Raw genomic sequence first — 14,984 nt, forward strand, 5'->3', positions numbered from 1 at the left:
TGAACTCCATCGAATCTTGCAAATCCGAAGGAATCATAACCTCTTGAAATCACCCACCTCTTTTTGAGGCAGCTTCTCAAGGTGGGAAGATAGACGTGGCGTATCATGTCATGGCAACCTGGCTCCGGCGTGTTGCCATCTTTTCCTGCCCACAATGTCGGCCTGGCGCCCACACGGCTTGCGTCGAAGCGCAAACCGAACGCGGCGCGGGTAAGGGAGCTGTCCGTAGCCGCTGAAATTAGCCGGCCTTGCTGGCCGGTGGACAGTTCCTCGAAATCTCCGATAATCTCGAAGTCCGGCCGCGTACTTTGAAAGCGGACATCGGTTCCCTCGCAGTAGATCTCGCGACGGCCACTAAGAGGAACCGTCAAAAGCCGCAACGCATCGATTGCGTTACTTTTACCGCCGTTATTTTCTCCGACGAAAACCGTAAGGTCCTTTTGAAGCTCAATTTCGGCGTCATGAAACGAGCGAAAATTCGCGAGTTTGATTTTTCTTAAATACATCGAATCCCCCAGTACGAGGACTATACTCGATCAAAAACCGTTGCTCGACGTCAGACGCTCGCAATCCACGAACGAATTTTCATTGACAACGCTTTGCCTTCAGGTTGCGCTTGCTGATGATAGCGGCTTTGGCGGGGTCTCAACTAGTTCATCGATCACGCCGGCAACAAAGTTGACGCTTGGCGCACGATGATCGGGAGCGTACGCTACTGCTATTCTGGCGATAGCTGCGGGTAAACGGGAGGGGGACCAGCGTGAAGGTTGGCGCTCGCGATGATTCGAAAACGACTATATGGGCAAATTCCGTGCTCTCGCGGCGCCACACGGATTATTTGTCGAGTATGAACGCGACCGCGCCGGCAGAGACATCGGCCTGCAACTGACGCGGACGAACCAAGCTGGCGACGGCAAAATCGTCACCCCTGCCTTGATCTGGTTCCAGATGAAAGGAATCATGGCAGCTACACTGGCTTTCGCCGACTACCAGAAGTCGGAAGAGGTCGTCCTTGACCTTGAGGTCGCCCATTTGAGGTTCTGGTTCCTAAATATCCAGCCGACCTATCTTGCCGTCTATGTGGAAAGCGCCGACCAGTTCCTCGCAGTCGATCTGCAGAAATGGGTGCAGCGAAACTATGGAGAGGAGATTCTTCGTCTTGATCAGAAAACGGTGCGCGTGAAAGTCGACAAGAGGAATGTTCTCGACGGCCATTTTTTCCGAATTGTGTTGGACCGCAACCTGATCCCCGTTCTCAGGAGCACATTGCGACAGGAGGACGATACGGGCATCGCCCGATTCCTTCGCGACTCCTCCGTGGTGCAATGGCTGCACAACTGCCGAGAGGGAGGACGGGATGCCCGTCTGATGGTGATCAAATGGATGTCGAAGATGCGGACCGAGGTGTATTTCCAGAGCAAGACTCCTGAGGGAGAATGGGAATCATTCCGCACCCACTGGCAATTCTCTATGGGCGATTTATCTTCGACTTTCCCCTACTTGGACTTCACGCCGGCCCTCGAGGCAATGCCCGTCCGGTGGTCAGAAACGGACGAATACTTCGACGGAACCCCTTTCGAAGTGTGGCACGAGAGTTTCTCCGTCACCGACACCTCCACCGGCGACGAGCTCGATGACGAAGAGTTCGATGGAGAGTGCCTGCTTGATCTTGGCAACGAAAGGTATTCCTACGGTGACATGGGCGGAGGCGAGATGATCGAACATCGGCTCGCCATCGATTTGAACGAGATCGGAGAGCGATGGGCCGCGACCTTGCAGGTGCTCGTGGGAGCGGAGGTGATGTCAGTGGCAGCCGAACCGCATATGATCAGCGTCGCGCCATGGCACGCGCGCGATGTGTAGACGATAGAGCCGTGCGGCGATAATTCGACTAGCGCGGACGGTAGACCCGAAACCCTCTCAGTAGCTCTCGTCTCCGCATCAATGTCGGGTGAGATCGATAGGCTGACCCCCGAGGGTTCCGGTGAATGTATCGGGTGGCTTCAACCATTGTTCGTATGCAGCGGCTCCGGCTTGAACAAGGCCGAAGAACATCAAGGCGATTGTCAGCCAGAAGATGCCGCGCTGGATCTTGTAGTTGTCACCATGGCGACGCTCCTCCTGGACGAATGCGCTCACCGTATTCAGCGCTCTGGGTGTCAGCTTGTAGCCGTGGTGGTCGGCCGCCTCCAGGTCGCCCGACTCTTTCAGAGCATCCAACATGAACGTGTAGTAGTTCATCAGCTCGTCCTTGTCTGGACGATGCACCCAACGCACCGAATAGAGGTGGGTTAGCAGGTTCGTGGGATGGGTCTGAAATTTCCGATCCTTCATGGTTTCGGTCAGAACATATTCCAGCACCTCCATGCGAGCCTGTCTGGCCAGTTCCTTCTTGTTGAACCTCGACTGCAGAAAGCGGTCGAAGCTTACGCGAATCCAGGGCCAGCGCGACCAGCGATACCGAAGGAACTTCCAGACACCTACGCTGTAGAAGGTCCATGTTTGGTAGTAATGCTGAATGTAGACGGTGAATTCGGGCAGTCGCGAAGTGGGCAGCACTTTCTCTTCGGTGAAGCTCTTGCCGTCGTGCGACCACTTCCCCTGAACCTCAGCCCCTTCCAACTTCTCTACGAGAAACCTTGCTTCGCCAGTTTCATCGAGAAGATAGACCACGTAACAATCGTTAGCCTTGGCGCGGTCTCCAGACGTCGGGATTAGCGAGGGAGCCTTTCTTCTCAATGCGAGGGAGATCACGCGCTTCATCGCGCACTGCAGAATCCAAGACCCTATTCCCATGCCACCCCTCGGATTGATACCTTGCGATCAGCACAATCGCCAGCTCCTTTTCCTGCGGCGATGAGCGCTGATCAATTGCTGTCGCGACGAAAGTCCAGTTTGAGCTTATCCTGGTACACGCCAATGCGTTTTTTGGCGCGGTCGATCACGTCACTGAAATGCAGTATCTCAAAATAGGTCTCGCCAAGCGATTGCCGCGTCTCTGGATCCTTCAACTCGCTTGATTGGAACCAGCCCTTGCCCGTTGGGAACGGCGTCCAGTTCCCGCTCAGACGCAGCGTGTTGACGCTGTCGCCGATAAGATAGCCGTAGAATTTCCTCAATTTACCGCCGGATTTCGCGGCAAGCAGCTGGGCATATTCAGAAAGATCACCGATATGCTCGTCGGTGGAAACACCGGGCGCCTTGAATTCGACGATGATCGCCGAGCCCTCCTTGCTGAAAACCGCGACATCGGGGCGCTTGCCACCATTGTCGCTTGTGCGTTTTGCAAGAACCTTTCGAAGTGCATCGTCGATGTCACTTTCGAATACGTTGGTGTCGTCGTTCCATTTGATGTTTGCGAGCGGCAAGTCCGAGGCGATATAGTCATAATACTGGTACTCCTCGCTCAGCAGCCAGATATCGTGATCCGTCGTTTCAGTGCTGTCCTTACGCATCGGGAAAAAGATGCTGTGGATGATTTGCTCATCCTTGCGTCTGACGCCGTCGGTTGCCGCCTGCATCGCAAGCCGTTGTTCACAGGCGAGATTGAGGATATCGACAATGGCGGCGCGGCGCACGATGAGTTGCGACAGGTTGGCCATATCAAAATTCTTGAGCGATGACGTATATTTCCAGGAAAGCTCATGGATTTTTTGGCGGAACTCGTCGGAGTCCGGCTCCGCCGCCATGATCTCCTCCTTGAGGTTGAAGATCGCGGCTGTCTCGTCGATGACGGCCTTCTGGTATTTGCTCAAAACACGTTCGGCGACTGACTGTGCGGATTCGCCGTAGACAATCCTAGTCTTGGTGTCCTGGAGCATCGCTTCGCTGATGCCGAACTGGTGGGTGGCCTCCTTGAGCACCTCCTCCTTCTTCCAGTCAGCCGGAGTGACCATCTCATCAATAACCGGGTCAAGCGCCTCATGAATGTCGGCGTAGGACAGTTTTTCCGACGAAAACATATCGCCGCTCGGAATCTCATCGGGTATATTGTCGAAATCGTCGCGCTGCTCGTTGACGCGGGCATCCAGATAGTCGGCCTCGATCAGCACAAGATGATGGAAACCGCCCACCGGGTTGTTTTGCTCGGTGCGCGTCCGCAGGTAGTGACCAGTGATGTCCTTCACCGGGGTCGACTTGGCGCAGAAGGCAATAGCATTGCGCGGAAGATCATACTGCTCAGCGTCGAGCTGGTAGTGAGAGAGGTTGAATGTTTGCCAAGTGCCGAGCCGGTCCCCCGACGCGGGATCGCGTTCTTCGACATCGACAGCCCGCTCGGCGGTGACTGCCGGCAGGTCGCCGAGCCGCAGCACTTCGATCTTCGCCTGATCGTCCTTCCAGTGCCGTGTCGTGAATTGGATCTTGAAATTGCCGAGCTGTTCACCCAGTCCGACGAGTCGCTGCAGGAAAGCGACGAGCATCTGCTTTTTTAGCGCCGGCGCCGAGAAGAGGGTGCTTAAGGCGTCGCCATGGGATATGCGCGTGCGAACCGCCTCTTTGAATTGCTCAAGCCGGATGACAGTCCCGATGTCGGTCTCGGAGCCCGGCGCAGCGTTGAAATCATCGGCCTCAATCTGCTTTTGCGGCTCGGAATACTGCAACTCGCGTTTCAAGAAAGTCTCACCGACCCGGTAGGTACTGGTGATCCTCATCGCTGCGAAATGGTGAAAGAATTGAATGCGCCCTGCACCCTTGCACCTTCCGATGCCGGAGATGGAGAGATCGTCCTTGTAGGACGTATCCTTGGTAAGAAAGGCTTTGAGTTGATCGTCGCCAAGGCCGCATCCATTGTCGCCGCATGAAACGTTCATCAGTTCGCGATCGTCGAGCAGGTCAGCACGCAAGAAGTCGACTTCGATCGCGATATTCATATCCGGGGCAGATAGATCGCTCGCTCGCCGGATGAGATACGCGTCGATCGCATTGGCGATAAGCTCTTCGAAAACCACGTATTGGTTTAAGCTCAGCTTGGTGTTCTTGATGCTTCCCCTGATGTCGAGCGTCATCTTTTTCGTGATCCAAACTGAAAGCTAAACCCACCTGTTTCTGTCCGTCCGCCGGTTTCAAGTCAAGAGAGGCAGCAAGAAGCGTTCAATGCAATTCAAAGGCGAACACACAATTGATCATGCCACGTGCGCCAGCCCGTCGGGACAAAGCGTACTTAAGCCGGATAGGATCCCTCCGGGGCATGTCCACATTCGATCTCAATACATCTAGGACGAGAAGGCTCAAATTTTTCAATGATATTTTGGACGGAATAACGGGCCATTGGTTCGAACCGGTTCAAGAGCCTTCACTGTGTCTGCCGATCAGATTCCTGAGACGACCACGGGTATCTCTGCGGCCCACCGTGCCGCTGCTCAGGCGTGCCCGTTCATTTCCGTGAGATCTCTTCGAGCATCTTGATCAAGTGCTGAGTTGCTTGGACCCTGACCTCGTTTGGATAGTTGCGGTTCGCCAGCACGACGATTCCAAGTTTTTCTGACGGCAAAAGGGCGACATAGGAGCCAAAGCCGTTAGTTGAGCCGGTCTTGTTGAGGAATACGGCTTCGGATGCAGGCGCCGCAGGCGGGGACAAACGCTTCACAGGCTGCGTCTTCAAGGCCATGTCACTCGAGTTGCCCGCCTGCAAACGATGGGCGTCGACCGGCCAGGGATACTGCTCCCAGATGAGATCCTGGGTGTAATAGCGGGTCTCGAAAAAGCCGACGTGCGTGCCTGCGAGCGCATCAGCGATCTCCTTTGGCGCTTGCACCGCGCCGAGATTTGCGCCCAGGAACCGGGTCATATCCACCACGGTCGATTTCACGCCATAGGCTTCTGCATCGAGTACGCCGGGGTTTAGCCGGACTGGCCGGTCGTCCTTCTTGGAGTAGCCATAGGCATAGCGGCCAGCGGCTGCATCAGGCACCGACACGTAGGTGCTGGAAAGTCCCAGTCGGCGAAACACCTGGGTCTCAAGAACTTGACCATATGGTTTCTTGAATTTCTCAGCAGTGATCTTGCCCAGGAGACCTATGCTGACATTCGAGTAGGAGCGAAACGTGCTCGGATCGCCCTGAGCCTTGAACGCTCTCAAATAGTCGGTAAGTTCGTCTCCGGCATCGGTAACGCTCTCCGGCGCCTGGAGCGGCAAGCCAGCTGTTGTATGGGTCGCAAGGTTGAGAAGGGTGATGCCGTCAAAAGCAGTTCCTCTTAAGGCGGGAATATGGGCCGAGACGCTGTCGCTCATAGACAGGAGGCCTCGCTGCTCCGCAAGCTCCGCCAATGTGACGTTGAAAAGCTTGCTCACGGAGCCAAGCTCGAAAATCGTGTCTTTGGCGACCGGCTGATGCGTGGCGCGTACGGCTTCGCCATGCGTGAAATAGTACTCATGACCGTCTAGCGTCAGACCGACAGCGACACCTGGGATGCGGTACTCCTTCATGACCGGGATGAAGACCTTTGTGGCGATGGCTTGGAACTCAGCATCCGTCAGCGCGTGAGCGGCGGACGAACCGAAAGCGAGAGCAAGGGTGGAAGCGGCAATAAGGCAGGATCTCAATAGATAACTCCGAGATGAATTGCGAAGCCGCATTCTCTGCGGGTTTATGGCATTGATGCGTCCGCTGTCGGAATTACACCGAAAGACCTGAGGTCTTGGCGGCGCACCAAAAACAGAAAATTTCAGAGCAGCTGTCGAAACCGGCCGTCCTCGGCCGTCACTATCCCGCTGGGGCAGTTCCCAACTGATGGGGAATACCGACAATGAGCCTCAATACGACTGAGGGGCACTGGGACGCGCCGCTACGCGTCATTCAAGCCAGCACAGCCTTCGGGGTGTTATGGGAGTGCATATGGCGTAAAAATTGCTTGCTTCTGACCCAGATGGTTCAGGAGATCTCATTGCTTGCCTATCCGCCTATCCTCAGCATCGTCATCGGATTGTGCTGGACCGACTTCGTTGCAATGTTCTCGGCGCAAGCCGGCGCTTCGCGCGGACATTTGATCCGGATGACGATTGCCTCCAGTCTGCTGCTGACCTCACTGGCGTTGGTGTTTTCCGAGGCGGATTCGGTGTTGAGTCTAGCGCTTTTGCTGGCAATTGCGGCCGCGGCCCTCCTGGCGAGCCGCAGTCTGAGTTCGAATTCGGCGTTGAGCGTCGCGGGTGTCGGCTTCGCGCTCTATTTCTGCGGTGTAACGCCTTGAATGAACCGAAAAACACGGCCGACCTCACCATTCTCGTGATCGACGAGAACGCAATCCGCGCGTCGATCATCGAGGAAGGGTTGAACGAGGCGGGCCACCTCCATGTGAAGGTGATCCACGAGATGCGAGGGGTGGCGCGGCTGATCGAGACGCTCGATCCCGACGTCATCATCATCGACATCGAAAACCCGAACCGCGACATGATGGAGCATATGTTCCAGCTCAGCCGGACAGTCTCGCGCCCCATCGCCATGTTCGTAGACCGGTCCGACACGGCCGCGATCGAGGCTGCGGTCGATGCGGGCGTATCCGCCTACGTGGTCGACGGCCTGAAGAAGGAGCGCATCAAGCCGATCCTCGACATGGCCGTCAGCCGTTTCAACGCCTTCAGCCGGCTGCAGCGGGAACTCACCGAAGCGCGCAATGCGCTGGAGGAGCGCAAGGTTATCGAACGCGCCAAAGGCATTCTGATGAAGATGCGCGGACTGAGCGAAGAACAGGCTTTCGCGCTGTTGAGACAGACCGCCATGAACGAAAAGAAAAAACTGGCGGACATCGCCCAGAGCGTCGTCACGGCAGCGGGACTGCTGCTGTGATGGGAGCGCCGGACGACACAGGCTGGGGAGAACCATGATGGCCACGACAGGAAACGGCGACGCCGTGAAATCTCCAGCGCGAATTGGCGGCAGCGACAGGAAGGTCGTCAGGGCGGGCTTCATCCCCTTGATGGACGCTTCAATTCTCATCGTCGCCGCAGAACTCGGTTTCGCCGAGAAAGAAGGTCTCCGCATCGATCTGGCGCGTGACGTCTCCTGGGCCAATGTGCGGGACCGGCTGGCGTTTCGCCAGTTCGACGTCGCCCATATGCTCTCGCCGATGCCCGTCGCCTCCATGTTGGGGCTGGGATCGAACCCCTCGCCGACCATCGCGCCCTTCTCCTTCGGCCAGGGCGGCAATGCGATCACTCTCTCCGCGCGCATCTTTGAACGCATGAAAGCCGTAACGGGCCTGACCGACGACGCCGGCGCGCTGGCCAACGCCCGGGCGCTCGCATCGCTTCTCGCCCACATGCGGTCTCGGGGGGAACCCGCCCCCACGCTGGGCATGACCTATCCGTTCTCGTCCCACAATTACGAATTCCGCTACTGGCTGGCGGCTGGCGGCATTCATCCCGATCGCGACGTCAAGCTGGTCGTGGTTCCTCCGCCTCTGACCTCGGATGCGCTGGCGGCAGGCGAAATCGACGGTTTCTGCGTCGGCGCGCCCTGGAATATGGTCGCATCCGAACGCGGAGCAGGGCGTATCGTCGCCGCCAAGCAGGACATCTGGCCGCTTGCGCCCGAAAAAGTGCTTGGCATGCGCCCCGATTGGGCCAAGGCCAACATCGACACCGTATGCCGGTTGATCGTCGCGCTTGACCGGGCGGCGCGCTGGTGCGACGACACCGCCCATCATGACGAACTGGCGGAAATTCTTGCGGCTCCCGCCTATATCGCTGCGCCGAAAACAATTATCCGCCGCGTTCTCAGCGGCGAATTCAGTCTGGATGCTCAGGGCACGACCCGCGTCATCCCCGATTATTTTCTGTTTCATCGCGGCGAGGCGAACCATCCGCGCCTAGATCAGGCAAGCTGGATCTACAGCCAGATGATCCGCTGGGGGCAGACGGAGTTCAGCGCCGAAGGCCTGATGCGGGCGCAAAGCGCCTTCCGCCCCGATCTCTACACGTTGGCGCTCGGCGCCGACGCCCTCAAGCCGCATGATGTCGATGAAGGCGAGGCCCATGGCTATGACGGCTTCATGGATGGCCAGCGCTTCGACCCGAACGACATCGAGGACTATGTGCAGCGCTTTTCAGTGCGCTCGAACGCGCCGGCCAAGACTGGAACCCATGAGGACTGATGGAGTGCAATGCACAATCCGAGGGCATTTGCATGGAATGCGAGGCCGTTGAACGTGCAATGTCCTGCCTCTCGCAGCGATTGATGCGAAGGGCGCCATCCTCGAAAACACCTATATCTGGAATGGCTTGATGAGCACGCGTCTGATTTGGCACGGCGCTTGCTTGCAAATATTCGTCCGCGGTCAACGGCGACCAAGGACGGATGAGCGCCTGTGTGGCGCAGATAACCATCAGACATCGACGTCGCAGGCTTTTTTGTCGTCCGGCTCCTCCCGCCCGGACCTGGCAGATCAGCACGCGGCGTTTTTTTGTTTTCCGATTTCCGTCGCACTCCAGAGGGACCGAAGAACCATGACGAAGACCACAGGAATGACCATCAGCCGCCGTCAGATCCTCAAGGCCGGCTCTGCGGCGGCGCTCGCAGGCGCAATCCGCCTCGCCTTCCCGTCTGGCGCTTTTGCCGCCACGTCCGGACCTGAGGTCACGGGCGTCAAGCTCGGGTTCATCGCGCTCACCGACGCAGCCCCGCTGATCATCGCCAAGGAGAAGGGCCTGTTCGAAAAGCACGGCCTGCCCGATGTCGAGGTGTTGAAACAGGCGTCCTGGGGCGCCACCCGCGACAATCTCGTGCTCGGCGGCGAAGCCAACGGCATCGACGGCGCGCATATCCTGACGCCGATGCCCTACCTGATCTCGACCGGCAAGGTGACGCAGAACAAGGTGCCGGTGCCGATGTCGATCATCGCCCGCCTCAATCTCGACAGCCAGGGCATCTCCGTCGCAAAACAATATGCTGACACCGGCGTCCAGCTCGACGCGTCCAAATTGAAGGAGGCTTTCGCCGCCAAGAAGGCTGCCGGCGACGAGATCAAGGTCGCCATGACCTTCCCCGGCGGCACGCACGACCTCTGGATCCGTTACTGGCTCGCCGCCGGCGGCATCGATCCGGACAAGGATGTCTCCACCATCGTCGTGCCGCCGCCGCAGATGGTCGCCAATATGAAGGTCGGCAACATGGACGCCTTCTGCGTCGGCGAGCCCTGGAACGAGCAGCTCGTCAATCAGGGCATCGGCTTTACCGCCTGCACCACAGGCGAACTCTGGAAGGGCCATCCGGAAAAGGCGCTGGCGCTCCGCTCCGACTGGATCGAGAAGCACCCGAACGCGACCAAGGCGCTGATGATGGCCGTGATGGAAGCCCAGATCTGGGCCGACAGCATGGACAACAAGGAAGAACTCTCGACCATCCTCGGCAAACGTCAGTGGTTCAATGTGCCGCCAAAGGATGTCGCCGGACGCCTGAAGGGCACGATCAATTACGGCAATGGCCGCAAGATTGAAAACACCGGCCTCGAGATGAAATTCTGGAAGGATCACGCGTCCTATCCTTTCAAGAGCCATGACGCCTGGTTCCTGACCGAAAATGTCCGCTGGGGCAAATTCGCGCCCGACACCGATATCAAGGCTTTGGTCGACAAGGTGAACCGCGAGGACATCTGGCGCGCCGCCGCCAAAGACCTCGGCGTAGCCGCAGCCGACATTCCAGCCTCCACGTCGCGCGGGCCGGAGACATTCTTCGACGGCAAGGTTTTCGATCCTGAAAATCCAGCAGCCTATCTCGACAGCCTGACCATCAAGGCCAGCGCCTGATGCGCTCTTGTCCCTCGCCCTATGCCAGCGGGGGCGCCATCGCGCCGACCGACATTGCTCGAAAGAGGACCATTTCATGACTGCAACCGCCCGAAAAAGCATTTCCGAGCCAATAGCGGCCATCGCCGCCGCGCAAGGCGGAGGAGCCGTCGTCCAGATGACCCGGCGTCCCGCGCCGCGCCTGAAACTACACGGCCCCATCGGAAGCGTGATGCGCTCCGTCCTGCCGCCGATACTGGTGCTGATCGCCCTTCTCGGACTCTGGCAGATCCTCTGTTCCGGCCCCGGCGCGACGCTTCCGCCGCCATCGCAGGTCTGGATCGACAGCTATGATCTGATCGCCTATCCGTTCTTCGATTATGGATCGCAGGATATCGGCTTGGCCTGGCGAGTTCTCGTCTCGCTGCAGAGGGTTGCAGTCGGTTTCGGGCTCGCGGCCATCGCCGGCGTCTTGCTCGGCGCGGTGGTGGGCCAGTCGGTCTGGGCCATGCGCGGCCTCGATCCAATCTTCCAGATCCTGCGCACCGTGCCGCCGCTCGCCTGGCTGCCTCTGTCGCTCGCCGCCTTTCAGGACAGCAATCCCTCGGCGATCTTCGTGATCTTCATCACCTCGATCTGGCCCGTCATCATCAACACCGCCGTCGGCGTCCGGAACATTCCCGACGACTATCGCAACATCGCACGTGTGCTCCGGCTCAATCCGCTCGAGTTCTTCTACAAGATCATGATTCCGGCCGCAGCCCCCTACATCTTCACCGGCTTGCGGATCGGCGTCGGCCTGTCCTGGCTCGCCATCGTCGCAGCCGAAATGCTGACCGGCGGCGTCGGAATCGGCTTCTTCATCTGGGATGCGTGGAATTCATCCCGCCTCTCCGACATCATCGTGGCGCTCGCTTATATCGGCGTGACCGGCTTCGTCCTCGACAAGCTCGTCGCCCTCGTCGGCAGCGTCGTCACCCGCGGCACCGCCAAGAACTGAGGAGACGAGATTATGACCGCCTATCTCAAGATCGACCATATCGACAAAAGCTTCGAACGCGGCGGCGCCCGCACCGAGGTGCTCAAGGACGTGACGCTGACCATCGAGAAGGGAGAGTTCGTCTCGATCATCGGCCATTCCGGCTGCGGAAAGTCGACCCTTCTCAATCTGATCGCCGGACTGACGCGGGTCACGGCGGGAGCGGTGCTCTTGGAAAACCAGGAGGTCAACGCGCCCGGTCCCGAACGCGCCGTCGTCTTCCAGAACCATTCGCTGCTGCCCTGGCTGACGGTCTATGAGAACGTCAATCTCGCGGTGTCCAAGGTCTTCGCCGGCAAGAAGAGCAAGGCCGAAAGGCATGACTGGGTGATGCGCAATCTCGACCTCGTGCAGATGGCGCATGCGAAAGACAAGCGGCCCGCCGAAATCTCCGGCGGCATGAAGCAGCGCGTCGGCATTGCCCGGGCGCTGGCCATGGAGCCAAAAATCCTGTTGCTCGACGAGCCCTTCGGCGCGCTGGACGCGCTCACCCGCGCCCATCTGCAGGATGCGGTGATGGAGATCCACTCCCGGCTCGGCAATACGATGATCATGATCACCCATGACGTCGACGAGGCCGTGTTGCTCTCCGACCGCATCGTGATGATGACCAATGGCCCGGCCGCCCGCATTGGCGAGGTTCTGGACGTTCCGATCCCGCGCCCGCGCGACCGCATCGCGCTCGCCGCCGACCGAACCTATCTCAAATCCCGCGAAGCCGTGCTGAAGTTCCTCTACGAACGCCACCGCTTCGTCGAAGCTGCGGAGTAATCACCATGGCGCAAAAACTTGTGATCATCGGCAATGGCATGGCCCCCGGCCGCATGCTGGAAGAGCTGTTCGAAAGGGCGCGCGGCCTTTACGACGTGACCATTTTCAACGCAGAGCCGAGGGTCAATTACGACCGTATCATGCTTTCGCCGGTTCTCTCCGGCGAAAAGGCGTATGAGGACATCGTCATCCATGACGACGTCTGGTACGCCGCCCATGGCGTGACCCTCCATAAGGGCGCGAAAGTCACCGAAATCGACCGCCATGCCAAAACGGTCACCGCCGCCAATGGCGTGACGGCGTCTTATGACAGGCTCGTTATCGCCACGGGCTCCCTGCCCTTCATTATCCCGGTTCCCGGTCATCAACTGCCCGGCGTTCTCGCTTATCGCGATCTCGACGACGTCGAGAAGATGCTGGAGATCGCCAAGGGCAAGGGGCGCGCCATCGTCATCGGCGCGGGGCTTCTCGGGCTTGAGGCCGCCTACGGCCTGAAGCGCCAGGGCATGGAAGTCACTGTCATCCATCTGATGCCGACGATCATGGAGCGGCAGCTCGACCCGGCGGCGGCCTATCTGCTCGAAAAGGCGCTCACCGAGCGCGGCATCGAGATCATCACCAAGGCCAACACCAAGCAGATCCTCGGCGCGGAAAAGGTCGAGGGCATCGAGCTGGAGGATGGCCGTGTCATCTCCGGCGACATGGTGGTGATGGCCGTCGGCATTCGTCCGGCGTCGAGCCTCGCCAAGGAGGCAGGTCTCGCCGTTAACCGCGGCATCGTCGTCGATGACGGCATGATGACCTCGGACCCCAATATCTTTGCGCTCGGCGAATGCGCGGAACATCGCGGGACGTGCTATGGCCTGGTTGCGCCGCTTTATGAGGCAGCCCGGGTTCTGGCCGATCGGCTGACCGGCGGCGCAGCCGAATATCATGGCTCGGTGGTCAATACGAAACTCAAGGTCACCGGCATCAACCTGTTCTCCGCCGGCGACTTCGCGGAGGCGCCGGATCGGGAAGAGATCGTGCTGCGCGATGCCTCGGCCGGCGTCTACAAGCGCCTCGTGCTCAAGGACAACAAGATCCTCGGTGCCGTGCTCTATGGCGATACTGCGGATGGCTCCTGGTTCTTCGACCTGATGAAGCGCGGAACCGATGTTTCGGCCATGCGCGAAACCCTGATCTTCGGCCAATCGTTTCAGGGGGGCGCTCCGCTGGACCCTATGGCGGCCGTTGCAGCCTTGCCGGATGATGCGGAAATCTGCGGCTGCAACGGCGTCTGCAAGGGCAAGATCACCTCGGCGATCACAGCCAAGGGCCTGACGACGCTCGACGGCGTCCGCGCCCACACCAAGGCCTCCGCCTCCTGCGGCAATTGCACCGGCCTTGTCGAACAGCTGATGTCGCTGACGATGGGAGACGCCTATAATCCCGCCGCTGTGACGCCGATGTGCGGCTGCACAGAACTGGGTCATGACGACGTCCGCCGCCTGATCAAGACCAAGGGTCTGAAGACCATTCCGGCCGTCATGCAGGAACTGGAGTGGAAAACCTCCTGCGGTTGCGCCAAATGCCGGCCGGCGCTCAACTACTATCTCGTCTGCGATTGGCCTGATGAATATGCCGACGACTACCAGTCGCGTTTCGTCAATGAGCGCGTTCACGCCAATATCCAGAAGGACGGCACCTATTCGGTGGTGCCGCGGATGTGGGGCGGCGTGACCAACGCCGCCGAATTGCGCGCCATCGCCGACGTGGTCGATAAATTCGAGATACCCATGGTGAAGGTCACCGGCGGCCAGCGCATCGATCTCCTGGGCATCGAGAAGGAGGATCTGCCCGCCGTCTGGGCCGATCTCGGCAAGGTCGGCTTCGTCTCGGGTCAGGCCTACGCCAAGGGCTTGCGCACGGTGAAGACCTGTGTCGGCTCCGACTGGTGCCGTTTCGGCACGCAGGATTCAACCGGGCTCGGCATCCGCATCGAAAAGTTCATGTGGGGTTCCTGGACGCCGGCAAAGCTCAAGCTCGCCGTCTCGGGCTGTCCGCGCAATTGCGCCGAGGCGACTTGCAAGGATATCGGCGTCATCTGCGTGGACTCCGGCTTCGAGATCCATTTCGCCGGCGCCGCCGGGCTCGACATCAAGGGCACCGATATTCTCGGCCTCGTGAAGACGGAAGACGAGGCGCTGGAGCATATCGTGGCGCTGACGCAGATGTATCGCGAACAGGCGCGCTATCTCGAACGCATCTACAAATGGGCCAAGCGCATCGGCCATGACGAGATCCGCCGGCAGATCACGGAGGATCACGACAAGCGGCGCGCCTATTTCGACCGCTTCGTCTTCAGCCAGAAGTTCGCCCAGGTCGATCCCTGGTCGGAGCGCGTCTCCGGCAAGGACAAACACGAGTTCAAGCCGATGGCGACCATCGGCTTCCATCATGCGGCGGAGTGAG

12 protein-coding genes are annotated in these 14,984 nt (G+C 59.1%); 8 read left to right on the forward strand and 4 right to left on the reverse strand.

The genetic code is table 11. The annotated features are described in order from the left end of the window. The coding region (locus OCK01_RS25500) for an ATP-dependent nuclease (protein WP_263826401.1) at nucleotides 1-506 on the reverse strand (506 nt) is incomplete at its 3' end. Nucleotides 507-798: 292 nt separating this feature from the next. Here OCK01_RS25500 and OCK01_RS25505 point away from each other — a divergent pair. Further along, nucleotides 799-1,863, forward strand: a complete 1,065-nt coding sequence (locus tag OCK01_RS25505) for a DUF4365 domain-containing protein (protein ID WP_263826402.1) — start codon at nucleotides 799-801, stop codon at nucleotides 1,861-1,863. A gap of 78 nt (nucleotides 1,864-1,941) precedes the next feature. Here the strand turns inward: OCK01_RS25505 and OCK01_RS25510 are convergent, their stop codons facing one another. From OCK01_RS25510 to ampC, 3 genes are all read right to left on the reverse strand, one after another. Further along, nucleotides 1,942-2,763: a hypothetical protein gene (locus OCK01_RS25510; protein ID WP_263826403.1), complete on the reverse strand. Its 822-nt coding sequence runs from the start codon at nucleotides 2,761-2,763 to the stop codon at nucleotides 1,942-1,944. Nucleotides 2,764-2,867: 104 nt separating this feature from the next. Continuing rightward, nucleotides 2,868-5,006 (reverse strand): type I restriction enzyme HsdR N-terminal domain-containing protein, encoded by a 2,139-nt coding sequence (locus tag OCK01_RS25515; protein ID WP_263826404.1) that lies wholly within the window; start codon nucleotides 5,004-5,006, stop codon nucleotides 2,868-2,870. Between the two features lie 368 nt (nucleotides 5,007-5,374). Further along, complete coding sequence (gene ampC / locus OCK01_RS25520) at nucleotides 5,375-6,544, reverse strand: class C beta-lactamase (protein WP_263826405.1); 1,170 nt, start codon at nucleotides 6,542-6,544, stop codon at nucleotides 5,375-5,377. Nucleotides 6,545-6,747: 203 nt separating this feature from the next. Here ampC and OCK01_RS25525 point away from each other — a divergent pair, with 203 nt between their 5' ends. From OCK01_RS25525 to nirB, 7 genes are all read left to right on the forward strand, one after another. Beyond that, a complete protein-coding gene (locus OCK01_RS25525; RefSeq protein WP_263826406.1) occupies nucleotides 6,748-7,188 on the forward strand; it encodes a hypothetical protein in 441 nt (146 codons plus the stop codon). Beyond that, nucleotides 7,185-7,784: an ANTAR domain-containing response regulator gene (locus OCK01_RS25530; protein ID WP_263826407.1), complete on the forward strand. Its 600-nt coding sequence runs from the start codon at nucleotides 7,185-7,187 to the stop codon at nucleotides 7,782-7,784. The genes OCK01_RS25525 and OCK01_RS25530 overlap by 4 nt, the downstream gene beginning before the upstream one ends. Nucleotides 7,785-7,818: 34 nt before the next feature. Then, a complete protein-coding gene (locus OCK01_RS25535) occupies nucleotides 7,819-9,090 on the forward strand; it encodes a CmpA/NrtA family ABC transporter substrate-binding protein (RefSeq protein ID WP_263826408.1) in 1,272 nt (423 codons plus the stop codon). A gap of 352 nt (nucleotides 9,091-9,442) precedes the next feature. Beyond that, a complete protein-coding gene (locus OCK01_RS25540) occupies nucleotides 9,443-10,741 on the forward strand; it encodes a CmpA/NrtA family ABC transporter substrate-binding protein (protein ID WP_263826409.1) in 1,299 nt (432 codons plus the stop codon). A gap of 76 nt (nucleotides 10,742-10,817) precedes the next feature. Further along, entirely contained in the window at nucleotides 10,818-11,720 is a 903-nt protein-coding gene (gene ntrB, locus OCK01_RS25545; RefSeq protein ID WP_263826410.1) for a nitrate ABC transporter permease, read from the forward strand. Nucleotides 11,721-11,732: 12 nt separating this feature from the next. Then, on the forward strand, nucleotides 11,733-12,530 hold the full coding sequence (locus OCK01_RS25550; RefSeq protein WP_263826411.1) for an ABC transporter ATP-binding protein: 798 nt from the start codon (nucleotides 11,733-11,735) through the stop codon (nucleotides 12,528-12,530). Between the two features lie 5 nt (nucleotides 12,531-12,535). Then, nucleotides 12,536-14,983, forward strand: a complete 2,448-nt coding sequence (nirB, locus tag OCK01_RS25555; protein ID WP_263826412.1) for a nitrite reductase large subunit NirB — start codon at nucleotides 12,536-12,538, stop codon at nucleotides 14,981-14,983. Nucleotide 14,984 lies beyond the last annotated feature (1 nt).

It is taken from the genome of Rhizobium sp. TRM95796 (assembly GCF_025779995.1).
In the GTDB taxonomy this organism is placed as follows: domain Bacteria; phylum Pseudomonadota; class Alphaproteobacteria; order Rhizobiales; family Rhizobiaceae; genus Rhizobium_E.

What these genes read in the sequence shown, in the direction of transcription:
- OCK01_RS25505 (WP_263826402.1), top strand. Translation starts at nt 799, where the DNA reads ATGGGCAAATTCCGTGCTCTCGCGGCGCCACACGGATTATTTGTCGAG.
- OCK01_RS25510 (WP_263826403.1), bottom strand. Translation starts at nt 2,763, where the DNA reads ATGAAGCGCGTGATCTCCCTCGCATTGAGAAGAAAGGCTCCCTCGCTA.
- OCK01_RS25515 (WP_263826404.1), bottom strand. Translation starts at nt 5,006, where the DNA reads ATGACGCTCGACATCAGGGGAAGCATCAAGAACACCAAGCTGAGCTTA.
- OCK01_RS25525 (WP_263826406.1), top strand. Translation starts at nt 6,748, where the DNA reads ATGAGCCTCAATACGACTGAGGGGCACTGGGACGCGCCGCTACGCGTC.
- OCK01_RS25535 (WP_263826408.1), top strand. Translation starts at nt 7,819, where the DNA reads ATGATGGCCACGACAGGAAACGGCGACGCCGTGAAATCTCCAGCGCGA.
- OCK01_RS25540 (WP_263826409.1), top strand. Translation starts at nt 9,443, where the DNA reads ATGACGAAGACCACAGGAATGACCATCAGCCGCCGTCAGATCCTCAAG.
- ntrB (WP_263826410.1), top strand. Translation starts at nt 10,818, where the DNA reads ATGACTGCAACCGCCCGAAAAAGCATTTCCGAGCCAATAGCGGCCATC.
- OCK01_RS25550 (WP_263826411.1), top strand. Translation starts at nt 11,733, where the DNA reads ATGACCGCCTATCTCAAGATCGACCATATCGACAAAAGCTTCGAACGC.
- nirB (WP_263826412.1), top strand. Translation starts at nt 12,536, where the DNA reads ATGGCGCAAAAACTTGTGATCATCGGCAATGGCATGGCCCCCGGCCGC.